The 22783-nt window shown below is 32.3% G+C and carries 15 protein-coding genes and 2 pseudogenes; 3 read left to right on the top strand and 14 right to left on the bottom strand.

Translation table 11 applies throughout. The annotated features are described in order from the left end of the window. The first annotated feature begins 11 nt into the window (after positions 1–11). Positions 12–3134, top strand: a complete 3123-nt coding sequence (locus EV214_RS02770) for an efflux RND transporter permease subunit (protein WP_132242458.1) — start codon at positions 12–14, stop codon at positions 3132–3134. Between the two features lie 25 nt (positions 3135–3159). Continuing rightward, positions 3160–3738 carry a TetR/AcrR family transcriptional regulator gene (locus EV214_RS02775; protein WP_132242460.1) on the top strand — a complete coding sequence of 193 codons (579 nt, stop codon included), beginning with the start codon at positions 3160–3162 and terminating at the stop codon, positions 3736–3738. Positions 3739–3745: 7 nt separating this feature from the next. Here EV214_RS02775 and EV214_RS02780 read toward each other — a convergent pair whose 3' ends face one another. Together EV214_RS02780 and lepB are read right to left on the bottom strand one after the other, a co-directional pair. Beyond that, on the bottom strand, positions 3746–6118 hold the full coding sequence (locus EV214_RS02780) for a Lon protease family protein (RefSeq protein WP_132242462.1): 2373 nt from the start codon (positions 6116–6118) through the stop codon (positions 3746–3748). A gap of 146 nt (positions 6119–6264) precedes the next feature. Then, entirely contained in the window at positions 6265–6795 is a 531-nt protein-coding gene (gene lepB / locus EV214_RS02785; protein WP_165916190.1) for a signal peptidase I, read from the bottom strand. Positions 6796–6927: 132 nt separating this feature from the next. On the opposite strand from lepB, the gene EV214_RS02790 reads away from it, so the two are divergent. Then, on the top strand, positions 6928–7338 hold the full coding sequence (locus tag EV214_RS02790; protein WP_132242466.1) for a RusA family crossover junction endodeoxyribonuclease: 411 nt from the start codon (positions 6928–6930) through the stop codon (positions 7336–7338). 117 nt (positions 7339–7455) lie between these two features. On the opposite strand, the pseudogene EV214_RS19790 reads toward EV214_RS02790, so the two are convergent. The 12 genes and pseudogenes from EV214_RS19790 to EV214_RS02850 form a co-directional block, all read right to left on the bottom strand. Beyond that, a pseudogene (locus tag EV214_RS19790) lies at positions 7456–7572 on the bottom strand (hypothetical protein); the annotation flags it as partial. Between the two features lie 354 nt (positions 7573–7926). Then, positions 7927–9303, bottom strand: coding sequence for a 4-aminobutyrate--2-oxoglutarate transaminase (gene gabT / locus EV214_RS02800; protein ID WP_132242468.1), 1377 nt, complete (start codon positions 9301–9303; stop codon positions 7927–7929). Between the two features lie 74 nt (positions 9304–9377). After that, positions 9378–10823 carry an APC family permease gene (locus EV214_RS02805; protein ID WP_132242470.1) on the bottom strand — a complete coding sequence of 482 codons (1446 nt, stop codon included), beginning with the start codon at positions 10821–10823 and terminating at the stop codon, positions 9378–9380. A gap of 476 nt (positions 10824–11299) precedes the next feature. Next, entirely contained in the window at positions 11300–13060 is a 1761-nt protein-coding gene (locus tag EV214_RS02810) for a sigma 54-interacting transcriptional regulator (RefSeq protein ID WP_132242472.1), read from the bottom strand. Positions 13061–13876: 816 nt separating this feature from the next. Beyond that, on the bottom strand, positions 13877–14992 hold the full coding sequence (locus tag EV214_RS02815) for a 4-hydroxybutyrate dehydrogenase (protein ID WP_132242474.1): 1116 nt from the start codon (positions 14990–14992) through the stop codon (positions 13877–13879). A 32-nt stretch (positions 14993–15024) separates the two neighbouring features. Further along, on the bottom strand, positions 15025–16326 hold the full coding sequence (locus EV214_RS02820; RefSeq protein ID WP_132242476.1) for an acetyl-CoA hydrolase/transferase family protein: 1302 nt from the start codon (positions 16324–16326) through the stop codon (positions 15025–15027). 17 nt (positions 16327–16343) lie between these two features. Next, complete coding sequence (locus tag EV214_RS02825; protein ID WP_132242478.1) at positions 16344–16613, bottom strand: hypothetical protein; 270 nt, start codon at positions 16611–16613, stop codon at positions 16344–16346. Positions 16614–16624: 11 nt separating this feature from the next. Beyond that, positions 16625–16903 (bottom strand): NifU family protein, encoded by a 279-nt coding sequence (locus EV214_RS02830; RefSeq protein ID WP_132242480.1) that lies wholly within the window; start codon positions 16901–16903, stop codon positions 16625–16627. A 63-nt stretch (positions 16904–16966) separates the two neighbouring features. Further along, entirely contained in the window at positions 16967–18460 is a 1494-nt protein-coding gene (locus tag EV214_RS02835) for a 4-hydroxyphenylacetate 3-hydroxylase family protein (protein ID WP_132242482.1), read from the bottom strand. Between the two features lie 466 nt (positions 18461–18926). Continuing rightward, entirely contained in the window at positions 18927–20291 is a 1365-nt protein-coding gene (locus EV214_RS02840; protein ID WP_132242484.1) for a hypothetical protein, read from the bottom strand. 111 nt (positions 20292–20402) lie between these two features. Continuing rightward, a pseudogene (locus EV214_RS02845) lies at positions 20403–20681 on the bottom strand (4-hydroxyphenylacetate 3-hydroxylase C-terminal domain-containing protein); the annotation flags it as partial. A 928-nt stretch (positions 20682–21609) separates the two neighbouring features. Beyond that, complete coding sequence (locus EV214_RS02850) at positions 21610–22761, bottom strand: iron-containing alcohol dehydrogenase (RefSeq protein ID WP_132242486.1); 1152 nt, start codon at positions 22759–22761, stop codon at positions 21610–21612. Between the last annotated feature and the right edge of the window lie 22 nt (positions 22762–22783).

Genomic DNA, 22783 nt, shown 5'->3' on the forward strand with positions numbered 1-22783 from the left:
GAGTTGATACGATGAATTTATCAAAAATATCTGTAAATAGACCTGTTACCACGCTCATGTTTATGCTTATAGCGATTCTTTTGGGAGGTGTTTGTTTAAATTTGCTTCCCATCGACCTTTATCCAGAAATGGAAATTCCAGTAGCTATTGTTTCTGTAAATTATAGTGGCGTTGCACCAGAAGAAATTGAAACACTAATTACAAAACCAATAGAACAATCTGTTGCTACTGTTGGTAAATTGAAAAATCTATCTTCCTACTCAAGAGAAGGCAATGCAATCATTGTTGCTGAATTCGAATCGAGTGCAGACATGGATTTAGCTGCGCTTGAAATGCGGGAAAAAGTTGATTTAATAAAAGGCACTTTGCCAGATGACGCATCTTCTCCTATGGTGCTAAAAATTGATCCAAATGCGCAACCCATCATTCAATTAGGTATTTCATCTACGATGGAAATTGGAAAATTACAAATCCTTATTGAGGATGAAATATCATCCCGTTTTGAAAGATTAGACGGTGTAGCCTCTGTGGATTTGGCTGGTGGAAATGATCTCGAAGTAAAAGTAGAAGTAGATCAAGATAAACTATCAGGTTATGAGCTCACTCTTTCTCAAATTCAAAATACCCTAAGGGCAGAAAATTTAAACTTACCTGGTGGAAAAGTAAATAAGGGGTCAAAGGAATTATTAGCTAGAACCACAGGTGAATTTAAGCATATAGAGGACATTAAAGCAGTTCCTATTATACTAAAAAGTGGAGAAATTATAAGACTCTCTGATATTTCAACCATCACATTAGACTATAAAGAAAGAGAAAGTTTATCTAGAGTAAACGGAAATAATTCAATAAGTATTAGTATAAAAAAACAATCTGTTGCAAATACAGTGAAAGTAGCTGAAAAAGTATTAGCTGAAGTATCTAATATACAAAATGATTATCCAGATCTTGACGTTGTAGTCGGTATGGATCAATCAGAATTTATTAATAAATCCATCAATAATGTTACTAGAAATGCACTTGTAGGAGGACTTCTAGCTGTTGTTATCCTATATTTATTCCTAAGAAATATACGTTCAACCTTTATTGTTGGTATTGCGATACCTATATCCATTATTGCTACATTTGCACTCATGTATTTTGGGGGCCTTACCATTAACTTAATTTCCTTAGGTGGATTGGCATTAGGGATAGGCATGCTCGTTGACAACTCTATCGTCGTTTTAGAAAACATCTACCGTTTTAGAGAAAATGGATATAGTAGAATAGAATCTGCCATATTCGGAGCAAAAGAAGTGGGAATGGCTGTATTTGCTTCTACGATGACTACAGTGGCTGTATTTTTACCTATGGTTTTTACGGAAGGGTTTACTTCTATTGTTTTTAAGCAGCTTTCCTTTGCTGTAACCTTTTCCCTCCTCGCATCTTTAGTTGTCGCACTAACAATTGTACCCATGCTTTCTTCTAAACTTCTAAAGGTCGGAGAAGTGAAAAAACGAAAGCATACTGGACCTTCTTTAGGTCGATTATTAGACTTATTTTCAAGCTCTGTTGACCGTTTATCAAGAGCTTATGATAAAGTATTAAAATTTACACTTAGTCACAGAAAAACTACCATTTCGATTGGATTGAGCATATTCATTTCTTCTATTGCATTGGTTGGTATGGTAGGTGGTGAATTCTTTCCAAAAGAAGATGAAGGAATGTTTACAGTATCTATCGAACTTCCTTTTGGAACAAATTTAGCAGATACAAATAAAATTGTTTCACAACTTGAAAAGATTGTTACAGCATTGCCTGAAAAAGATAAAATTTTCACAGAAGTTGCTTCAAGTGGAGGATTTTCTACCAGTGCATCTAACAAATCAACCATCACAGCAACCCTTATAAACCAAAAATATCGTAACCGTACTACAGAAGAAATTGTAAATGAAGTAAGAGAAAAAGTATCTTCTTTTGCTGGCGCAAAAATCACTGTTAGCGAATCATCCTCTATGCAAGGTGGTGGCCCAAGCAGTTCTGCCATTGAGATAGAAATAAAGGGGGATGATATAAACATTTTAAAATCTATTGGTGAAGACTTCAAAAAAATAGCAAAATCTGTGCCAGGCACATCTGAAGTCAATATAGATACAGAAGAAGGCGAACCCGAAGCAAGGATCATTTTAAACAGAGAAGTAGCTTCCTTTTATGGCATTACCACATATGATTTAGCAAATAGTTTAAAAGCTGCAGTTGAAGGTGTAAAAGCTACAAACTTTAAATTTGATGGAGATGAAATTGATGTAAACATCTCTTTAAATGATCATGTAAAAGCATCTATAGAAAACATGAAACAAATACTCATTAAATCTCCTACAGGTGTAGCCGTTCCGATCGGTCAAATCGCAACCATAGAGTACGGTAATTCTCCTACACAAATTAAAAGAATCAATCAGGTACGCACTGTTACAGTTTCATCCCAATTATTTGGACGGGATTTAAAATCTGTAACAGATGATATACAGAAAAAAATTGATGAATATCAAATACCCTCTGGATATCGCTATAACTTTACAGGAGAACACGAAGACATGATGGAAGCATTTTCAAGTTTGGCCATTGCTTTGGTTCTATCTATTATTCTTGTGTACATGATTTTAGCATCCCAGTTTGAATCATTGCTACATCCTTTTACAGTAATGCTTTCTGTACCTTTTGCTTTATCTGGTGGATTTATAGGATTATTTATTACAAGACGTTCTCTATCTGTTCCAGCTTTTATCGGAATTATTATGTTAGCAGGAATCGTTGTTAACAATGCGATCGTTTTAGTAGATTATATTAATCAACTAAGAGAACAAGGTGTCGAAAGAAAAGAAGCCATTATAAAGGCTGGTCATACAAGATTTAGGCCTATCCTTATGACAACACTCACCACTGTACTAGGGCTACTGCCCTTAGCACTAGGAATTGGAGAAGGTGCATCTACGCAAGCACCTATGGCTACTGTTGTTGTAGGTGGACTATTATTATCAACTGTACTAACATTAGCTTTTATCCCTGTTGTCTACACTATTTTTGATGATATTCATGACAAAATAAAAGCTAGATTTAAAAATAGAAAAAAGAAAAAACTAATCCAAGAAAACCATTAGTTTTTTCTTTTTTGGGGGTTTTAAAATGGATAATAAAAAAAACAAAAGACAGTTCATCATCGAATCAGCCATGAAAATATTTTGTAGAGATGGATTTCATAAAGCAAAGGTTAGTGAAATCGCTTTACGCGCTGGTGTTGGTAAAGGTACAATTTATGAATACTTCGATAGTAAAAAGCACTTATTTGCAGAAATGATGAAGTATTACGCAGATATATATTATGAAAATTTAATAAAAACCATTGAAGATGAAGCAAACATTATTGATAAATTTAGAAAATATATTTATCTTGAAGCACAAGTTATTACAAATAATGGAGAATTAGCTCATATATTCATGCATGAAGCCCATAATGTTGGTATTGAAATTCATAAACTTTTAGAAACAAGACACAGAAAAAAAATTGATTTTATTGCAAATCTTATTCAAACTGGCATAAATTTAGGAACTTTCAGGGAAGTTCATCCTTATACTGCTGCTTTATCGTTTATGGGAAGTATCCACCATATCCTTGTGAGTAAACTTTTTTTCAAGGATAATCTATCAGAAGAAATTCATATAGAGAACTTACATGAACTATTTTTGAATGGTATAAAGAAATAGGTGAATATCACCTATTTCTTTTAAACATTTTTGAACCTTTATTTCTTATTTCATTTTTTACAGTAATCATGTATTGATCCAATTTGTTTTTAACCGCTTCACAGATTTCATCAAAGGAAGTATCTGTTAATATTTCCATCCCCTCTTCAATTTTTGAAATAGGATAGATATGAAATTTTTCTTCCTTTACAGCATCTATCACATCATCACAAAGGACCAAATCCTCTATATTTTGATGTGGAATAATTACCCCTTGCTCACCTGTAAGACCATAATAGTTACAAAGTGAAAAAAATCCTTCGATTTTTTCACTTACTCCTCCAATAGGTTGTATTTCTCCTTTTTGATTTACAGATCCCGTTACAGCTATATTTTGATTGATTGGTGTATCACTTAAACTAGATAATAATGCATACAGTTCTGTACTAGAAGCACTATCCCCATCTACACCACTATAATTTTGCTCAAAGCAAATTTTTGCTGTTAATGTCAATGGATATTCTTGTGCAAACTTTTCACTTAAATACCCTTCTAAAATCATTACCCCTTTATCATGAATGCTTCCACTTAACTTAGCTTCCCTTTCAATATTTACAATACCTTTGTTTCCTACAAAGGTTGTAACAGAAATGGCAGAAGGTTTTCCGAATATATAATCCCCTAAGTCAATCACAGATAAACCGTGAATACTTCCTATCTTTTTCCCTTTTGTATGGAATAAAATTTTTCCTTTTTTATACATCTCTTCGATTTTTTGTTCAATTTTATTATTTCTATATATTTTTTCTACATATGCTTTTTTTACATGCCTTTCTGCAATCAATAAACTTTGATCTATTTCAGCCCATACATCTGCTTCAATTAATATTTCTACTAGTTTATTAAATCTTGTAGTAAGCTTTTTTTGACTTCCTGCAATTCTATGGCTATATTCTAAAATCTTCGCAACCCCACTAGCATCTAAATGTTTCAATTTTTCTTTTTCACAAAAAAAACGTATAAATTGTGCCATTTTTAGCCCATTTTCTTCATTTCCATCCATTACAGAATCAAAATCAACTTTAATTTTGAATAGCTTTTCAAAATTTTCATCATACGCGTAAAGCATATTGTATATATAAGGATTTCCAACAAGTATTACTTTTAAATGAATATTTATTGCCTCTGGCTTTAGTGAAACTATATCCACAATTCCTAGCTGTGTTCTCAAACTCTCGATACACAATTGCCCTGTTTCCACTACCCTTTTTAAAGCATCCCAAGATTTTATATTAGAAAGAATTTGATTTGCCTGAAGTATTAAATAACCTCCATTTGCTTTATGCATCGCACCCGCTTTAATCATCGTAAAATCTGTTTTTAGCGATCCTTGTTCATTTTCATATTCTATTTTCCCAACAAGATTTTGATAACTTGGATTGTATTCAATAATTACTGGTGCACCAATATTATTGCTATTATCTACAAATAGATTTACCTTATATTTTTTTAAAAAACTATCTTCCACTGTTTCATCCTGTTCTTCTTCTGATGCATCAAAATCATATATATTCTCTACTATATTTTCTTGCACTGTTTTTAGATACTTTATTACTTTCTCATGATCTTTATATTTATCAAATAATACATCAACAAAAGGTTTTACTGTGCATCTTCCAACTTCATCATCTAACTGACCCATCTTTATTTTTGCTTTATGTTCAATATGTTTTATTTTTCTTAGCAATGCTACTGCTTTTTTTTCTACATCCTCTGCTTTTTGTTCTATTTGTTTTTTCTGTTCTTCATCCAACATTTCATATTCCTCATCACCAATTGCTTTTCCATTAATACGTGGTGAAAGCGCAAATCCCTTATTGGTATTTTTTATATCAAAACCATTTTCCAAGCAGTAGGCAGTCAATTGTTCTAATAATATATTTCTTTCCTTTTGATATTTCTTAATAATTTTTCCTTTATATTGTTCATATATTTCATCAGAAAACTTCTTTGGTACCACTTCCAATAGTTCTTTGATCAGTTCATCCATATCATCACAAAATATTTTCCCCATTCCAGGAGGCATATTTAAGGCAATCGGTCTACTAGGTTCATCAAAATTATAAACATAACACCAATCATCTGGTATGTTTTCTGTTTTCGCATTTTTTTCTGCAATTTTTTTTGCATAACTTTTTTTACCAGTCCCTTTTAATCCAACAATAAATATATTATATTTTGAATTTTTAACACGCAATCCAAATTCCATTGCTTTCTCAGCTCTACTCTGCCCTATAATCTCTTTAGCAGATGCTAATTCTTCTGTAGAACTAAAGGGAAAGTTATCAGGGTTATACATTTTTTTTAACCTCTTATACGAAAGTTTTTTAGATTTATCCATAAAAATGCCCCCTTATCTTCCTTACTAGAACTCTTTAATCTATTTTATTCATGAACCTTGTCCATCTCTCCACTTATTTTTGTCGAATCAGAATGGACCTTCTTAAATTTCCCATCCTAAAAGGGAGATATTTACATCTCCCTGGATTATTTGATAGAAAAAACTTGTACTGCATCTAGTGGCAATATCCTTAAATTTGCTTTTCCTTCTATATTTCTTTTAGGAACAAAACCAAAACACCTGCTATCATTACTATCATTTCTATTATCACCCATAACAAATACCATATTTTTTGGCACCTTGCCACTGGTTACTTTATATACTCTCTCTTTATATTCCTCATTATAGGTATAGAATTCTTTTATTTCTTTCCCGTTAATGTAAAGCTTTCCTTCCTTTATACAAAACCGTTCTCCTTCTACAGCAATAATCCGCTTAATAAACAATTCATCTTTTCTTTCCTCAATAGGGGGATGAAAAACAATAAGGTCTCCATAGTGCGGTTTTGAAAATAGGTATACGATTTTATTAATAAATAATTTATCGTTATTTTGAAGCGTAGGCGCCATAGACATGCCTTGTATAATGGTAAATCCAAAGATAAATCTTTCTATTAAAATCAAAACCATTAGAACCCTCAAAATCCGCTTTATCCATTTCAATGCCTTATCTAACATATCCTCACATCCTAATAAATCTTTATTTACATTATCTCCACTTATTATCTTTTTATGATACATAGGAATAAAATAATTACTTGATTTATTATATGCAAGTTGTATGTTAGAATATCCTTTGGAGGTGTAAAAATGATAAAGATTATTGTACCCGGCAAACCAATTAGCAAATCAAATTTCAAACTTAAAAATATACATGGTCAAGTTTGGATGCCTCGAGAAGGTAAACACGGAAAGTACATAGCTTATGAAAACAAAATCGCAGGTTTTATTAATCAGCAATATACTGGGCCCACACTAACTGGAAATATTATTACAATCATACATCTTTACTTCCTAAACAAGAGAATGGGAGATTTACATAATTATCCTAAAAGCATCTGTGATGGCATTGAAAAAAGCGGTATAATCGAAAATGATAGACAGCTAAAACCGGTCCTTTTGTTTGACTATATTGATAAAGATCATCCTAGAATTGAAATAGAGTTGTATGAATGCAGTAAATATAAAGTAAGTTATTCTATTGAATCACTAGATGAATAATCTATAAAAAAAAAGCCTTTAAAAGGCTTTTTTAATATAGATTATTATAGATATTTAAGATTTCTTCTCTTGAAAGTGCAGTATATACATCACTTTCTCCTACATTCAAAAGACCCGCTAGTATAATATTAATTCTTTGATTTTTTCATTTGGGTCTAATCTGTTATATGTATTAAATACTTCTGTGAAGAATTGATACTTTGCTTCTCCATGAGGAACATGGTATGTACCTCCTAATGGATAAGATCATGCATGAACAGCACTCACTCCAGTATTTCCAAATGCAATCCCTTCATAGTTGTTTCCAACTACAAAATCTTCTAATATTTCTAAACGGCTCGTAAAGAAACTCATGTGTTAACACTAAATCGTTCAATTGTTTGACCTTGCTTCAAATCTTCTGTTGCCATATGTCCTCTAGGACTATCGATGTATAATTTTATTATTTAGTTTAAATTTAACTTTAATGGCACAACTCAACTATTTTACATTCTTTATTAGAATCAGCTTTAATTAATCATAAAAAATTGGAGCTATATCCCAATTTTTTATGATATTATTTTTTTGTCTTATCTTTTATGATTTGATTTAACAGCAAGAATAAACGGATTCACATACTTTTACAATGGCATTTTCTATAATATCTAATCCAAAATTTAACTGTTCATCCGTAATAACAAGCGGCATCAAGAAACGAATATTGTTTCCTCTAACCCCTGCATCTAAAACGACTAAGCCCTGTTTATTACATTCTTTAATGATTTCTTTTATTTCATCTTTAGCTGGCTCTTTTGTTTCTTGATCTTTAACTAACTCAATTGCCATCATTGCACCAAGACCACGTACATCTCCTATTATTTCATATTTTTCTTTCATTTCGTTTAATCTATTCATAGCTATATCTGCTATATGATTTGCTTTATCCGCAAAATTATCTCTTTCCATAATTTCTATAACTTTTAATGCAGCAGTAGCTGCTACTGGATTTCCACAATATGTACCACCAATACCACCAGCTTGAGAAGATTCAATAATCTCTGCTCTAGCAGTTACTGCACTGAGTGGTAATCCTCCAGCAATAGATTTTGCACTCGTCATAATATCAGTATAAATTCCATGCTCTGCCCAATAATCACAAGCAAACATTCTACCTGTTCTACAGTAACCACTTTGTACTTCATCACAAATTAACAAGATTCCATTTTCATCACATACCTTTCTTAATTCTTTAACATATTCCATCGGAGCTGTAATAAAACCACCTTCCCCTTGGACAGGTTCTATGATAATTGCAGCTACCTCTTCAAGATTTACTTCTTCTAAGAAGAAATTCCTTAATTTTTCAACGAAATATTTTACTGCATTTTCTTCTGATATTCCCTTTGGACGACGATAGATATACGGAAATTCTGCACGATGAATTCCAGCAGAGAAAGGACCAAAACCAAATTTATATGGTTTTACTTTACTCGTCAATGCCATTGTTAACGATGTTCTTCCGTGAAATGCTCCTGTAAATGTAACAATTTCACTACGTCCAGTATATCTACGTGCAATTTTGATAGCATTTTCGTTTGCTTCAGCACCACTATTTACAAGCATTGTTTTCTTTTTAAAATCTCCTGGTACTAATCTATTTAATTTTTCAGCTAAACGAATATATTGTTCATATTGAATAATATTAATACTCGTATGGAAAAATTTTTCACATTGTTCTTTTACAACTTCAACAACTTCTGGATGGCTATATCCTATATTTAAAACCCCAAGACCTCCTGCAAAATCCATCATAATATTCCCATCAACATCTTCAAACATTGCACCTTCACCACGTTTAATAAAAGTAGGTATACCATATGATACTCCACCAGGAACATTTTCCTCTCTTAATTTTAATAATTCCTTTGACTTACGTCCTGGTAACTCAGTAACCATTTTAGGTACACTTAATCTTAATTCTGACATTTTAAATTCCTCCTTAGATATGTTTATTTAATGAACTATATTAATAAATATTTTATAGTTTATTTACTCAATTATTAAGCTACATCTGACCCTTTACCTATAATCTCTTTTCTAGCGTATTTTTCACCAAACATCAAATATTCTCTTTCCTTGTCAGTTACATCAGGATATGCTTTTTTAGTCATAACTGCTAAAATAACACCTAATACTATCCATCCAAGAATCATTCCCCATTCATAAGGCCATACTAATGCACCTGGTGAAAATGGTAAGTACAGTGAAATAAATATAACAGAGATAATAATAGCTACCCATCCTATAATAACTCCATTTGAAACTTTAAACGGCCTTTCTAGATTTGGTTCTTTCTTTCTAAGACAAACGAATGATATACATACCATCAAGTACGTAATAACTACACCAAATGAACTCGCATTAACAAACCAAACCAATGCATTTTTCCCCATTAATGGTGATAATAAACAAATAATACCAATAAGAATGATTGCTGCATAAGGAGACTGTGTTTTGGGATGTACCTTACCAAATACTGGCGGAAGCATTTTCGCTCTACCCATTGCAAACAATACTCTAGCACCACCAACAATAAATCCATTCCAACTAGTAAGAATACCACATAACGCACCTATAATTAATATTTTCCCCCACATAGCTGATCCAAATAAATATGCTGCAGCATCAGCTACTGGAACTGCCCCATTATTTCTTACTTCAATTGGACATGCCTTAGCAATCCCTAAAATCATTAAAATATACCATGCTGCAGCCATGAAAATTGACAAAATTAAAATTTTTGCAATCTGTTTTAGTGGAATATTCATTTCTTCAGCAGACTGTGGGATTACGTCAAATCCAACATACATAGCAGGAGCCATTAATAAAACTGATATCAATCCCTTGCCACTTGTATACATATCTCCCATAAATTCTGCATTTCCCATGCTTGTTCCACCTACAATAAATAATACTCCAACTCCAGTTAATCCAATTGTAGCTATTGTTTGAAATAAAGCTGCACTTTTTCCACCCATATAGTTTACTATAAGTAAAATCAATCCTACAGCCATACCCACTGCACACCAAGAAAAATAAACATCATAACCCGCAATAGTCCATAAATATCCTGCCTTTGGTATAGGAATAACATAATCTATCGCAGTAGAAATAGCAATCCCTTCCCAAGCAGCAACACCAATATATGCAAAACAAGTAGCCCATATCGTAATCCATGAAGCCGTATATCCCATACCTCTATATGCAAATACCATTCCTCCACCTGCACATGGCAATGCAGGCGTAAGCTCTGCATAACACAAACCGACAAATATACACATGACTGCCCCAATTAAAAAGGCTCCCATTGCACCTACCCATCCAGCTTCCTTAACCCAATAGCCAGCAAGCATAACCCATCCCCAGCCTACCATGGCTCCAAATGCTAATGCGAGTACATCCCCTTTCGAGTAAACCTTTTCCAAATTCTCACGTTTTTGCGTCATTTATTCGCCTCCTTTATATTATTAAATTCATATACGGCAACATATGAATTTATTGTTAATATTTTCATAAAGATGCATAAGTTAATGATCTATATCTTTATGATTAAAACGTTTTCCTTAGATTAACAGTATTCAACACTACCGTATATTCAATTTAAAATGATAATGATGTGCATTTTCTTAAAATTTTTCCATCATTTTCACAATTTAAATTGTTCATTTATTAACAGAGCAATATTCATGCCAATATTAAACCAAGCATTTTACATGTTTGATCCTACCACAAATATAGTATTTCTTCAAAAAAGATTCATTTTTGAATCCTGTCGTTTAAATCCCTATTTTTAGTATTTAGATTTAATTCAAAACTGCATGAATAATTCATTTATGAATCATTCATGCAGTTTCTTTAAGTCAAAAACTCAAATATTGCATTATTCCAAAATTTAAATATCTTCCAGAAATAAAATAAATGATTATTTAACATCTGAACAACCGTATTTTTTTAATTTTCTCACAATTGTCGATTGACTAACACCAAGTACCTCAGCTACTTTGTATGTGTTATTATATTTTTTGTATGCTTTTAAGATAATTTCTTTTTCAGTTTCTTCAATCGCCCTTTTCAATGGAATAATCTCTTTACATTCAACTTGATGCATTTTACTTTCACCTAATGATACTGGTAAATCACATACATGGATAATATCTTTATCTACTGTTACCATAATTCTTTCAATACAGTTTTCTAATTCTCTCACATTGCCAGGCCAATGATAATCCGTCAAATAGTTATATACGTCTTGATCTATTTTTCTATTTATTCCATATTTTCTATTTAACTTCTCCCAAAAATGATGAATCAGTATAATAATATCTCGTTTTCTTTCTCTCAATGGTGGAATTTCTATCGGTATTACATTTAATCTATAAAAAAGATCTTCTCTGAATCGACCTTCTTTTACCATATTATTAAGATTTTTATTTGTTGCAGTAATCAATCTAAAATCAGATGTTAATGTTTCTGTTCCTCCCACCCTTGTGAATTTCTTTTCTTGAATTGCTTTTAAAATTTTGACTTGCATCTGCATAGGCAATTCACTAATCTCATCTAAAAATAAAGTTCCTTTATGCGCTAAATCTAATTTCCCTATTTTTCCCTCTTTTCTTGCACCAGTGAATGCACCTTTTTCATAGCCAAATAACTCTGACTCCAATAAAGTCTCTGGTATTGCACCACAATTAATGCTCATAAATTTACTCTGACATCGATCACTCATTTTATGAATTTCGTGCGCCAACATACTTTTCCCTACGCCTGATTCTCCACTAATTAAAACATTAGAATCAACATGTGCTACTTTTTGAGATATACACATTACTTTTTTCATTTTTAAACTTTTATGTAAGATCCCGCCTTTCTTATCTTCCTTCTGCTTTAATAGCTCTAATTGATAATAATATTTCTGAGCAGTCTTTCTAGCTTCACTTAATTTTTCTCTCAGTTCATATATTTCTGTAATATCTTTCGCCATACTTATAACAAATATCAAATTCTCATTTCCGTCGAAAATCGGATGTCCTGTAACGATTAATACCTTTCCTGAATTTGTTTTTTGCGTAATTGAAATCCTCTTCTTTTCTTTGATAACTTTCGTTGTAACTGATGGACTGAAAACCCCCATATTTTGTAGTTCAAAAACATTTTTTCCTATAAAACTATCCTCTTCAAGATTATAAAATTTCTTATATACTTCATTCATCTTTAATATATTTCCATTTGGATCTGTAACAATGATTTCATCATAAGAAGAATTAAATACTGATTCGAGTTCCCTACTGATACTGTTACAAAGTTTTAACGTATTAATATAATTTTCATGATCGTTTGCATCTTCAAAGACGACTACAGCTCCCATTATATCTCGATTAATTTCTATCGGGCTAATATTTATAAAATTTGTTTCTTGCTTAAATACCGCTTTTACATCACAAAAACATAACCCTTCTATTAATACCGACTGTATTTTATTGAACGAAATAATTTCATTTATTTTTTTTCCTCGTATGTTTTCTGGTTTTTTTTTCAAATACACTTGTGCTTTTTTATTAACAAAAATAATAGATTCATTTTTATCTACAATTATTAAACCCTTATCAATACCATTCAAAAATGAAAGGATCACCCCTTCTTGAAATATAGATTCTAAGATTTCATTTAGTTCATATGATAGCATAATTATTCACTCCCTTTATTCTACAGTAAACTCATTCAGCAAATTTGAACATCTAAATTAACTTTAACTCCCACTTATAGCCGTGAGAGTCTTATAAAAAGATAAACCTTTTTACGGATCTATATACTGAATTTCTCCATATTCCTTTATTTTTCCAGAATTATCATAAGAAATATGCGTAATTACTAAGCAAGAGTAGTTGCAGAATTGACAGAAAAGAATGTTTATTTACTGCAAGATGTGAAGTTTGATCAGATTTAAGATAATCAACTACCATTATGTGCATACAGTTTGTGTTAGAATATTGAAGTAATTTTTATCAACATAAATTTTTCTGGTCGTTTGGTAATCATATGGTACGTAACAAAGCTGCTATCGAACGGTATGTACATCTATTGGTAATCACATTCACATTAATTTCTGTATTGCCGTTTATTGATGAAAGTTTTTCAAAATATCAATTTGAAAGTCGTCAAAAAATAAAACATACTATTTCCATTACTTTGACGCAGAAATTAATTTTCGAGGGTTTCTTATTATATCTTTTCTTAATAGTAAAGATATAACTTAATTTACTTGTAAACTAATGTCCCTTCATAAGTAAACACAACTTTTTACTGTACAGTACTAACCGCAAAAAAAAAGAGGACTGTTTTCTATAAGATAGTAATTACTTAAACAATCTACCAAAAAGAAATGTCCTCATAAAAAAAAGTTTACCGTATTTTAAAACTGCTTACAATCATTTATATCTAATTAATCATTAGAAAAACTAATTTTACTCTATACTCTCACCCTATCTTTAAAAGGCTTTTTTTAATATAGATTCTTATAGATATTTAAGATTTCTTCTCTTGAAAGGGGCACATAGTTGTTTGCAAGCAATCTTTGTTGTCCTGCTATTACAGCATCTGTAAAGCCTTCAATTTCTTCTTCTTTCATACCATATTCTTTTAGTGGGTTTTTACTTAACAACTTATCTAATATACCTGAAAGTGCAGTATATACATCACTTTCTTCTACATTTAAAAGATTTGCTAGTACCCTATTTAATTCTTTAATCTTTCCATTTGGATCTAATCTGTTGTATGTATTAAATACTTCTGTAAAGAATTGATAATTTGCTTCTCCATGAGGAACATGGTATGTACCCCCGAGTGGATAAGATAGTGCATGAACAGCACCTACTCCAGTATTTCCAAATGCAATTCCTGCATAATTACTTCCAACTACAAAATCTTCTAATATCTCTAAACGATATTCTTCACCTTTTTCAATAATTTGTAGATAGCCTTTTAAAATCATCTCTGTTGCTCTTACACTGATCATTTGTGTAAATTCATTTGCATTTGGAGATACATAAGATTCGATCGCATGAATCAATGCATCAATAGAACTATATACAAAGAATTTGTATGGCAGTCCCTTCACAAGCTCTGGAATTAAAACAGCTACATCTGCATATAATTCATCAATTGCCAATCCCATTTTTGTACCCTTTGCTTTAATTTCAGCAATTGAAATATTTGTTACTTCACTTCCTGTTCCACAAGTTGTAGGCACAATAATTAATTCTTTATCTTTAATAAAATCAATTTTCTTCTCAAACATATCAATTGCATTTTTTCCATCTTCAAATATTAATAGTTTTGCAATATCAATAACAGTGCCTCCACCAATTGCAATGATTCTTTTATAAGGTTTGTCTACTACTTCCATTAAAATCTTATCAATCATTTCATCTGATGGCTCACCTAAACCATATTTCTCTTGCATTAAGAAATCTGCCTTTAAATTTAGTGGCTTCATAAACGGGTCATAAATGAATTCATGTGTTAATACTAAATCCCCTTCTCCGATTTCAAACGCTTCTGCAAAACCTTTAAATGCGTCAAATTTATGAATTTGTGTTGGTAATTTAAAAAATTTCATCCTATCCACCCTTTCAATTTTTATCAGAATCATTAGAATTTACAATCAAATCTCTTTTCCCATTCTTCTATTAACATAGGTCTAAAGTCTGGATGCGCAATATGAATTAGCGCGCGACCTCTCTCTTTTAAACTCTTTCCTCTAAGGCTTGCAATACCATATTCTGTTACGATATAATGTACATCATTACGTGTCGTTGTAACAGCTGATCCTTCATCTATTAGTGGAACAATACGAGAAACCGTTCCTTTTGATGCCGTTGATGGAATCGCAATGATAGATTTTCCGTTTTTTCCCATACTTACCCCACGTACATAATCAACCTGTCCACCTACACCGCTAAATTGTCTAAGTCCAATGCTTTCTGAAACAATTTGACCCATTAAATCTATTTGGATACAAGAGTTTACTGAAACCATATTGTCATTTTGCATAATCACACATGGATTATTTACATAATCTACAGAGTATAATTCAACAGATGGATTATTATCAACAAAATCATAAAGTCTCTTTGTTCCCATTAAGAAGGTTACAACCATTTTTCCTTTATGTAATGTTTTCTTCTTATTATTAATCACACCTGCTTCTACTAATTCAACAACCCCATCTGAAAACATCTCTGAATGAATCCCTAAATCTTTTTTATCTTTTAGAAATAATAGCACTGCATCTGGAATTGCACCAATACCTAATTGTAACGTAGATCCATTTTCAATCAATTTCGCGCAATTTTCACCAATTTGTTTTTCTATTTCACCAATTTTAGGTGGATTTAACTCTATAATTGGATAAGATGTTTCAATAATATGGTCTATTTCAGATATATGAATAAAATTATCTCCCATCGTTCTTGGTAGTTGATCATTAACTTCTGCAATAACCAATTTTGCACATTCTGCTGCTGGTTTTGTATAGTCACACGAAAGTCCAAAACTACAATATCCATGTTCATCTGGACGGCTTACTTGGATAAGTGCCACATCCACAGGTAAATAGTCTTCTTTAAATAATCTTGGCACTTCTGTAAAGAAACAAGGTGTATAATCTGCTCTTGCTTCATTTACTGCTTTTCTAGTAGAACCGCCTACAAATAGTGCATTATGCCTAAAATGTTTTGCCATTTCCGGTTTTGCATATTCACTTTTACCCATAGCTACCATGTGAACAATTTCTACATTTTCATATTGATCTTTATTATGAACCATTGCATCTACTAATTCTAGTGGCTCACTACACGCATGTCCAATAACGACTCTATTTGTCGATTGAATATTTTTTACAGCCTCTTGCGCCGTTGTTAATTTTGATGTATAGATATCTTGCCAACGCATCTTATTCATCCTTTCTATTACTCACCTATTTTTGTGATTGCATTCAAAACTTTTTCATAGTCTGCTGCACTTTTTACACAAAAAACACCTCTGCGGGTTTCAACGTGTTTAAAATTCGCACAACAATTCATGCAGCCACCCATTACCAAAATGAAATCATAGATTTCTCCTTCTTTTGCAACTACCAAATCATACATTTCTCCAAGGTTTTTACTCACTTTATCTACAAATGCCTTACGTTCATACCGTGGATTACACCCGCCACAATATTTTACGCCTATTCTCAAAATCATTCTCCTTACTTTTCTTTGTTTAATATTTTTTTTGCCATATCAATCAGCTCTCCACTCACTTCATTCACTAAAAGCACTTCTTTCACTTCTGGAATTTCTTCTTGCAAACCCACTAAAACAATATCTTCCAAAGTAAATTTTGCAGATGGACAACCACTACATGCTCCTAACAATTTTACTTCTACAATTCCGTTCTCTACTTTTACTAATTCAATATTTCCATAATGTGCTATAAGCTTTGGTTTTATTTTTGATTCAATCACTTCGTTAACCCTATCAAACATGCGATCACCCCACTATAATATTGGGGTGGATTTTTCCACCCCATTTATTATATCAATATTTTTCTATTTTTTAGCAGCCGCTGCTTCTCTTTGTGCAATAGACGCTTCATCAATTCTTGCAATTTTCTTAGCTAACTCTTTTTTATGTGCTAAATTTCCTTGTCTTGCAATCATGATCCTTTGTGCTTGTGGTGAACCTGCTCCATGCATTGATTCTGTTCTGTATCCAACTGCTGCTGTTCCTAATGTCATATTTTCAACTAATCTTAATATGCGCATTCTATGCTCTGTTGGTACATCATCTACACCTTTGAAGTATTTCTCACAGATTGGCCCAAGCTTTGGATGTTTGAAATCTTTTTCTGATGGCATTGTTACCATAAGTCCACCTGCAATATCTTCTGCAAGTCTTGTAATTTCATATGGGAATCTTGTTACATTTTGCTTACAGATATTTGCAAGTAATAGATCTATTTGATAATTTCCAGCTTCCGTTGGATATCCTTCTGCTGAACAGGCAATTCCACAACAATATAATGTTTCATTTAAATGGGTCATTTCAATCAATTTATCTTTCACATGTGTCGCTTTTGCAGCACCATTAAAGTCTGCTGCTACTGCGGCTGCACCGATTAATACATCGCCTACTCCTACTTTACATCCACCATAACTTTGACGGTGATATCCTGCAAATCTTTCTACAAGCATACCTGCAAATTCTACTTCTCCATTTAAGAAGATTCTATCATTTGGAATAAATACATCATCAAATACAACTAATGCTTCTTGTCCACCAAATTCTTTATTTCCTAAATCTACATCTGCATCTTCTTCTAATTTTCTTGTGTCACAGCTTTGACGACCATATATCATAAAGATTCCTTCTGCATCTGTTGGTATTGCAAATGATACTGCGTAGCTTTCGTCTCCTTCTCTCATTGCCATTGTTGGCATGATCAAATGCTCATGTGAGTTGATTGACCCTGTTTGATGTGCTTTTGCACCTCTTACAACAATTCCATCTTCTCTTTGTTCTACAATACGTAAGAATAAATCTGGATCTGCTTGTTTGCTTGGTGCAAGTCCTCTATTTCCTTTTGGATCTGTCATCGCACCATCTACAGTTAAATCATTTGCTTGTACATACTCTAAATATTTTTTGAAGTTTTCATGATACTTTGTTCCATGTGCTTGATCGATTTCAAAAGTTGTACTATATACTGCATTAAATGAATCCATCCCTACACAGCGTTGGAAACAGGTTGCAGTTTTTTGTCCAAGTAATCTTAGCATTTTTACTTTTTTTCTTAAATCATCTGTATTTTGATGTAGATGTGTAAAACGATTTACTTTTTCTCCTGTTAAGTTTGATGTAGCAGTCATTAAATCTTCATATTGTGGATCATGCGCTAAATCATAAGTCATTCCTACCGCGTTTATAGAGGGTCTGATAATTGGATGATCTACAAAATTTTCAACTAATTCTCCAAACATATACACTTTTACATTTAATTTTCTTAAACTATCCAGATATTGCTCTTTTGTCATTAATGCCATTTAAATCCTCTCCCCTTTTTAATATTGTTATTATTTTAACAAATATTTAAGTATTTGTATAGCTATTTCTTATATTTTTGCACAAATATTTCTATATCCATATAAAATTATTGCAAACTTCATGCCATTATTTTAATTTTAGCCTATTTAAATAGTCTTCCTAGCTCATCATCTTCTCTTGTTTGAATTTACTAGTTTTGGGTTTCTAAAAAAATTATTATCATCACTGCTTTTGTGATTATAATAAGATAACAAAATACATTTAATTGCACTAATGCAACATTTCTTGTATGTATCTGTTAAAAAATAATCAACTACTCTGATAGTTAGAATCATTGCGTATCCTAATCATCCTCGTTGCAACAATGCATCTTTATTGCAACATTGCAACATTTTATTACTTCTAACAAATTTCTCCCTTTATCAAAAGACTATCTGTTCTTTATATTATAATATTTAAACTTTTCTACGCTACTTCTTTTTCTTCAAATACATATACATCATATTCTGGCTTGTTGCCTAGATTAACAAGCAAACAAAGAATAATTCCCGCTGCAAGTCCCCATGCTGCTCCACGCGTACAAAGTACAGCACCCATGACACCAGCAATACCTAAATCATTAAACGTACGTGCTTTCATAACGCCAACACGAACAGAAACATATCCTTGAATCAACATCGTAGATGCAAGCGCTATTCCTAATATAGGTTTACAAAGCGTAACAATTGGAAGAATTAGATATCCTGTAAAAGTACCAAATCTAAAAGAACCTGCTCCACCATGTATTGAGTCCATTGCATTTCTTCCATGCTTATAACGTTCACAAATAACCACTTCCATTGCTGCCCAAAGAGGTCCACACATGGTTAAATCTGGTCCAATAATAGACATTACAAAGTTTCTTAAACCAAATACTAAGTGTGATCTATTCGGATTGTAATCAATATGTTCATCTATACGAACTTTTCCTGCATCCTCAAGTAATGCTTGTGATTGAATCATGTCTCCAAATAATACAATATATGCAGAAATAACTGTAGGTAAACTTTCAATAAACATACTTGCCTTTGGGAAACCGACTCCAAAGAATGTCCATTCTCTCCACAATGTAACAAACGCGGGTTTTGTAATTCCCCACTCTATTTGAGGCCACGGCGTCTCTCCTAGCATAGGTCCTACTATAATAGCAAGCGCAACAACTGGTAAAATACCTAAGTTTGCGATAATCTTTAAAATAGAATTCTTTTCTCTGATACTTTTAAAATGGTTTGAGAATAAAAGATAAAAACCTAATCCTACACAAATAATAATAGAGATTGGAAAACTATCAAATTTAGCACCTTTATTAAATATAAGAATAACAGCAGCAAAACCTGCGCCCATTATAATTCCTGACTGCATTGCGTTTGGAACGATAGAAACGATTTTTTTACCAAAGCCTGTAACACCTAAAATGATTGCTAAAATACCTAAAGACATCTCAAATGCAATTAACGCTTGCATTCTTTCAGAACCCATTTCATATTGACTTATATGAAGCATTAAAAGCGGAATAGCTGGTGTTACCCATCCAGGTACTACTGGATCTCCTAAAAATACGTGTGCACAGTAGAATAGTCCATTTAATACAACTACCGCCATCGCTACTTCAAAAGGCATTCCCAAATATTCTTGAAGCATTGGAACCGCGCCAAGACATACAGCACACATTAATAATCCTTGAATATAGTCTGCCCATTCAAACTTATAATGGATAAACGGAACACGAATTTTAAATGGTCCTACTGGAATATACGGTTGCTCTTTTCCTAATTCTCTTTTCATCGCCATAACATTTCCTCCTTTTTTTTTATAATCTTTTTTTTTATAGCCCTTAGTTATAAAAAAGGGAAAGGATCTTCCCTCCTACCGACTTTATAATTCTCTGATCTATTTTGTAGCTGCTGCTGTTCCTAATGTCATATTTTCAACTAATCTTAATATACGCATTCTATGCTCTGTTGGTACATCATCTACACCCTTGGAGTATTTCTGACAGATTGGCCCAAGCTTTGAATGTTTGAAATCTTTTTCTGATGGCATTGTTACCATAAGTCCACCTGCAATATCTTCTGTAAGTCTTGTAATTTCATATGGGAATCTTGTTACATTTTGATTACAGATATTTGCAAGTAATAAGTCTATTTGATAATTTCCAGCTTCTGCTGAACAGGCAATTCCACGATACGTAAGAATAGATCTAGATCTATAAGTCATTCCTACCTCGTTTATAGAGGGTCTGATGATTGGATGATCTACAAAATTTTTCAACTAATTCTTCAAACATGTATACCTTTACATCTAATTTTCTTAAACTATCGATATATTCTTCTTTTGTTATTAATGCTATTAAAAGCCTCTCCTTTTTGTGAATCGTTTCACATAAAATGAATATGCAAAACTCATGCCATTCATATCTTTGTGTTCGTTTTTTTTTATTACACTACCTTTTTATTTGATTTTACTTATATTCAGCTTATTTATTTTACTTTCACGCATTCTTTCATCTTGTTTTCTATAGCCAAAAATGAATGAAAATATAAATCAAATTGCATTAATGCAACATTTTTCGTTTTTTCATTTCGAAATCTGATATTTTTCTTGATGAATAGAGACATTCCATCCTGTCATGATTTTCGTTGTATTTTTACATCATTGTTGCACAATTACAATTTTTTCATATTTAAGCATATATTTATAGTATATATTCTAATTTTAAAATTATCTTTAAAATTGAGTAGTAGGCGGTGACTAACCGCCGACCTCCCCAAGTAAGAACACAATCTTTCATTCCATATATCTGTCACATCTACATGTAATAGCTTTCGGGTGACATGGACTTTATTTTGTATGGCAAACTCATCCAACTATAATCAGCCTTTTATGTGATTCGTGTTCCTCAGACCGGAATTTTGCTATTCGACTTCCTTTAGATTCCACCTCACGGTGGACACCCTTGTTATTGGCTAACGCCTATATCACCTTCAGCGTTCGGGACTTATATCCTGTAGATTGCGCCCATGCTGGCCACACCACAAAAAAAACATCTACAATCTCAGATGTTTTTTAGCCTTATATTTAGTTTAAGCAATACATTATTATATATTTTTTAAAGATCTTCTCCATAGAATGCAGCTCTGTAGATCATTTTTACATCTTCTGGACTGCTATTTCTTGGATTCGTAAGGGTGCAAGGATCTTCAAATGCATTTTTAGACATACGGTCTAATACTTCTAAGAATTTTTCTTCTGATATTTCAACTTCTGTTACATCCTTTAATGTTAGTGGAATATTTAATTTTTCATTCAATGCTTTAATCGCACTTGGAAGATCTTCGATCGCTAATGCTTTTTCGATTGCATCTACTTTCTCTGTAGCTTTACGATTATATTGGATAATATAAGGCATTAAAATTGCATTTGTCAATCCATGGGTAATGCCAAATTCTCCTCCAATTTTATGGGCTAAACTATGTACCAATCCTAATGAAGCGTTTGTAAATGCCATACCTGCTAATGTAGAAGCATTATGCATATCTTTTCTCGCTTCTATATCATCACCTTTTTCATAAGCGATTGGTAATCTACTAAATACTAATGTAATCGCTTCCATAGCCAATGGATCTGTATAGCTTGTAGCAGTAGTAGAAACATAAGCTTCTACAGCGTGTGCCAAAACATCCATTCCTGTGTTTGCTGTAATATGTGGTGGCATCTTTGAAGGAAGCTGTGGATCTAAAATAGCAACATCAGGTGTAATCTCATAGGATACGATTGGATATTTAATATGTTGTTTTGTATCTGTAATTACTGAAAATGCAGTAATTTCTGAAGCTGTACCACTCGTAGATGGTATTGCAACAAATTTTGCTTTATTTCTAAGCTTTGGAAGAGATCCAGGTTGAATAATATCTTCAAATTTTAAAGTAGGATGCTCATAAAAAGCCCACATAATTTTTGCAGCATCTAATGCAGATCCCCCACCTATCGCAACAATCCAATCTGGCTCAAAATCAAGCATTGCTTTTGCACCCTTCTCAACTGTCTCAACAGAAGGATTTGGTTCTACACCATCAAATAGTGTTACTTCCATACCTGCTTTTTCTAATTGCTTTTTTGCCTCATCTAAAAACCCGTATTTTTTCATAGAACTTCCACCAGTTACTAAGATCGCCTTTTTTCCTTCTAAAGTAGATAGATAAGCTAACGTACCATCTCCAAAAACAATATCTTTTGGCACACGAAACCATTTCAAATCCATATGTACTCCTCCTTATTTGTTA

The sequence above is a fragment of the Marinisporobacter balticus genome (assembly GCF_004345705.1).
Lineage (GTDB): Bacteria > Bacillota > Clostridia > Peptostreptococcales > Thermotaleaceae > Marinisporobacter > Marinisporobacter balticus.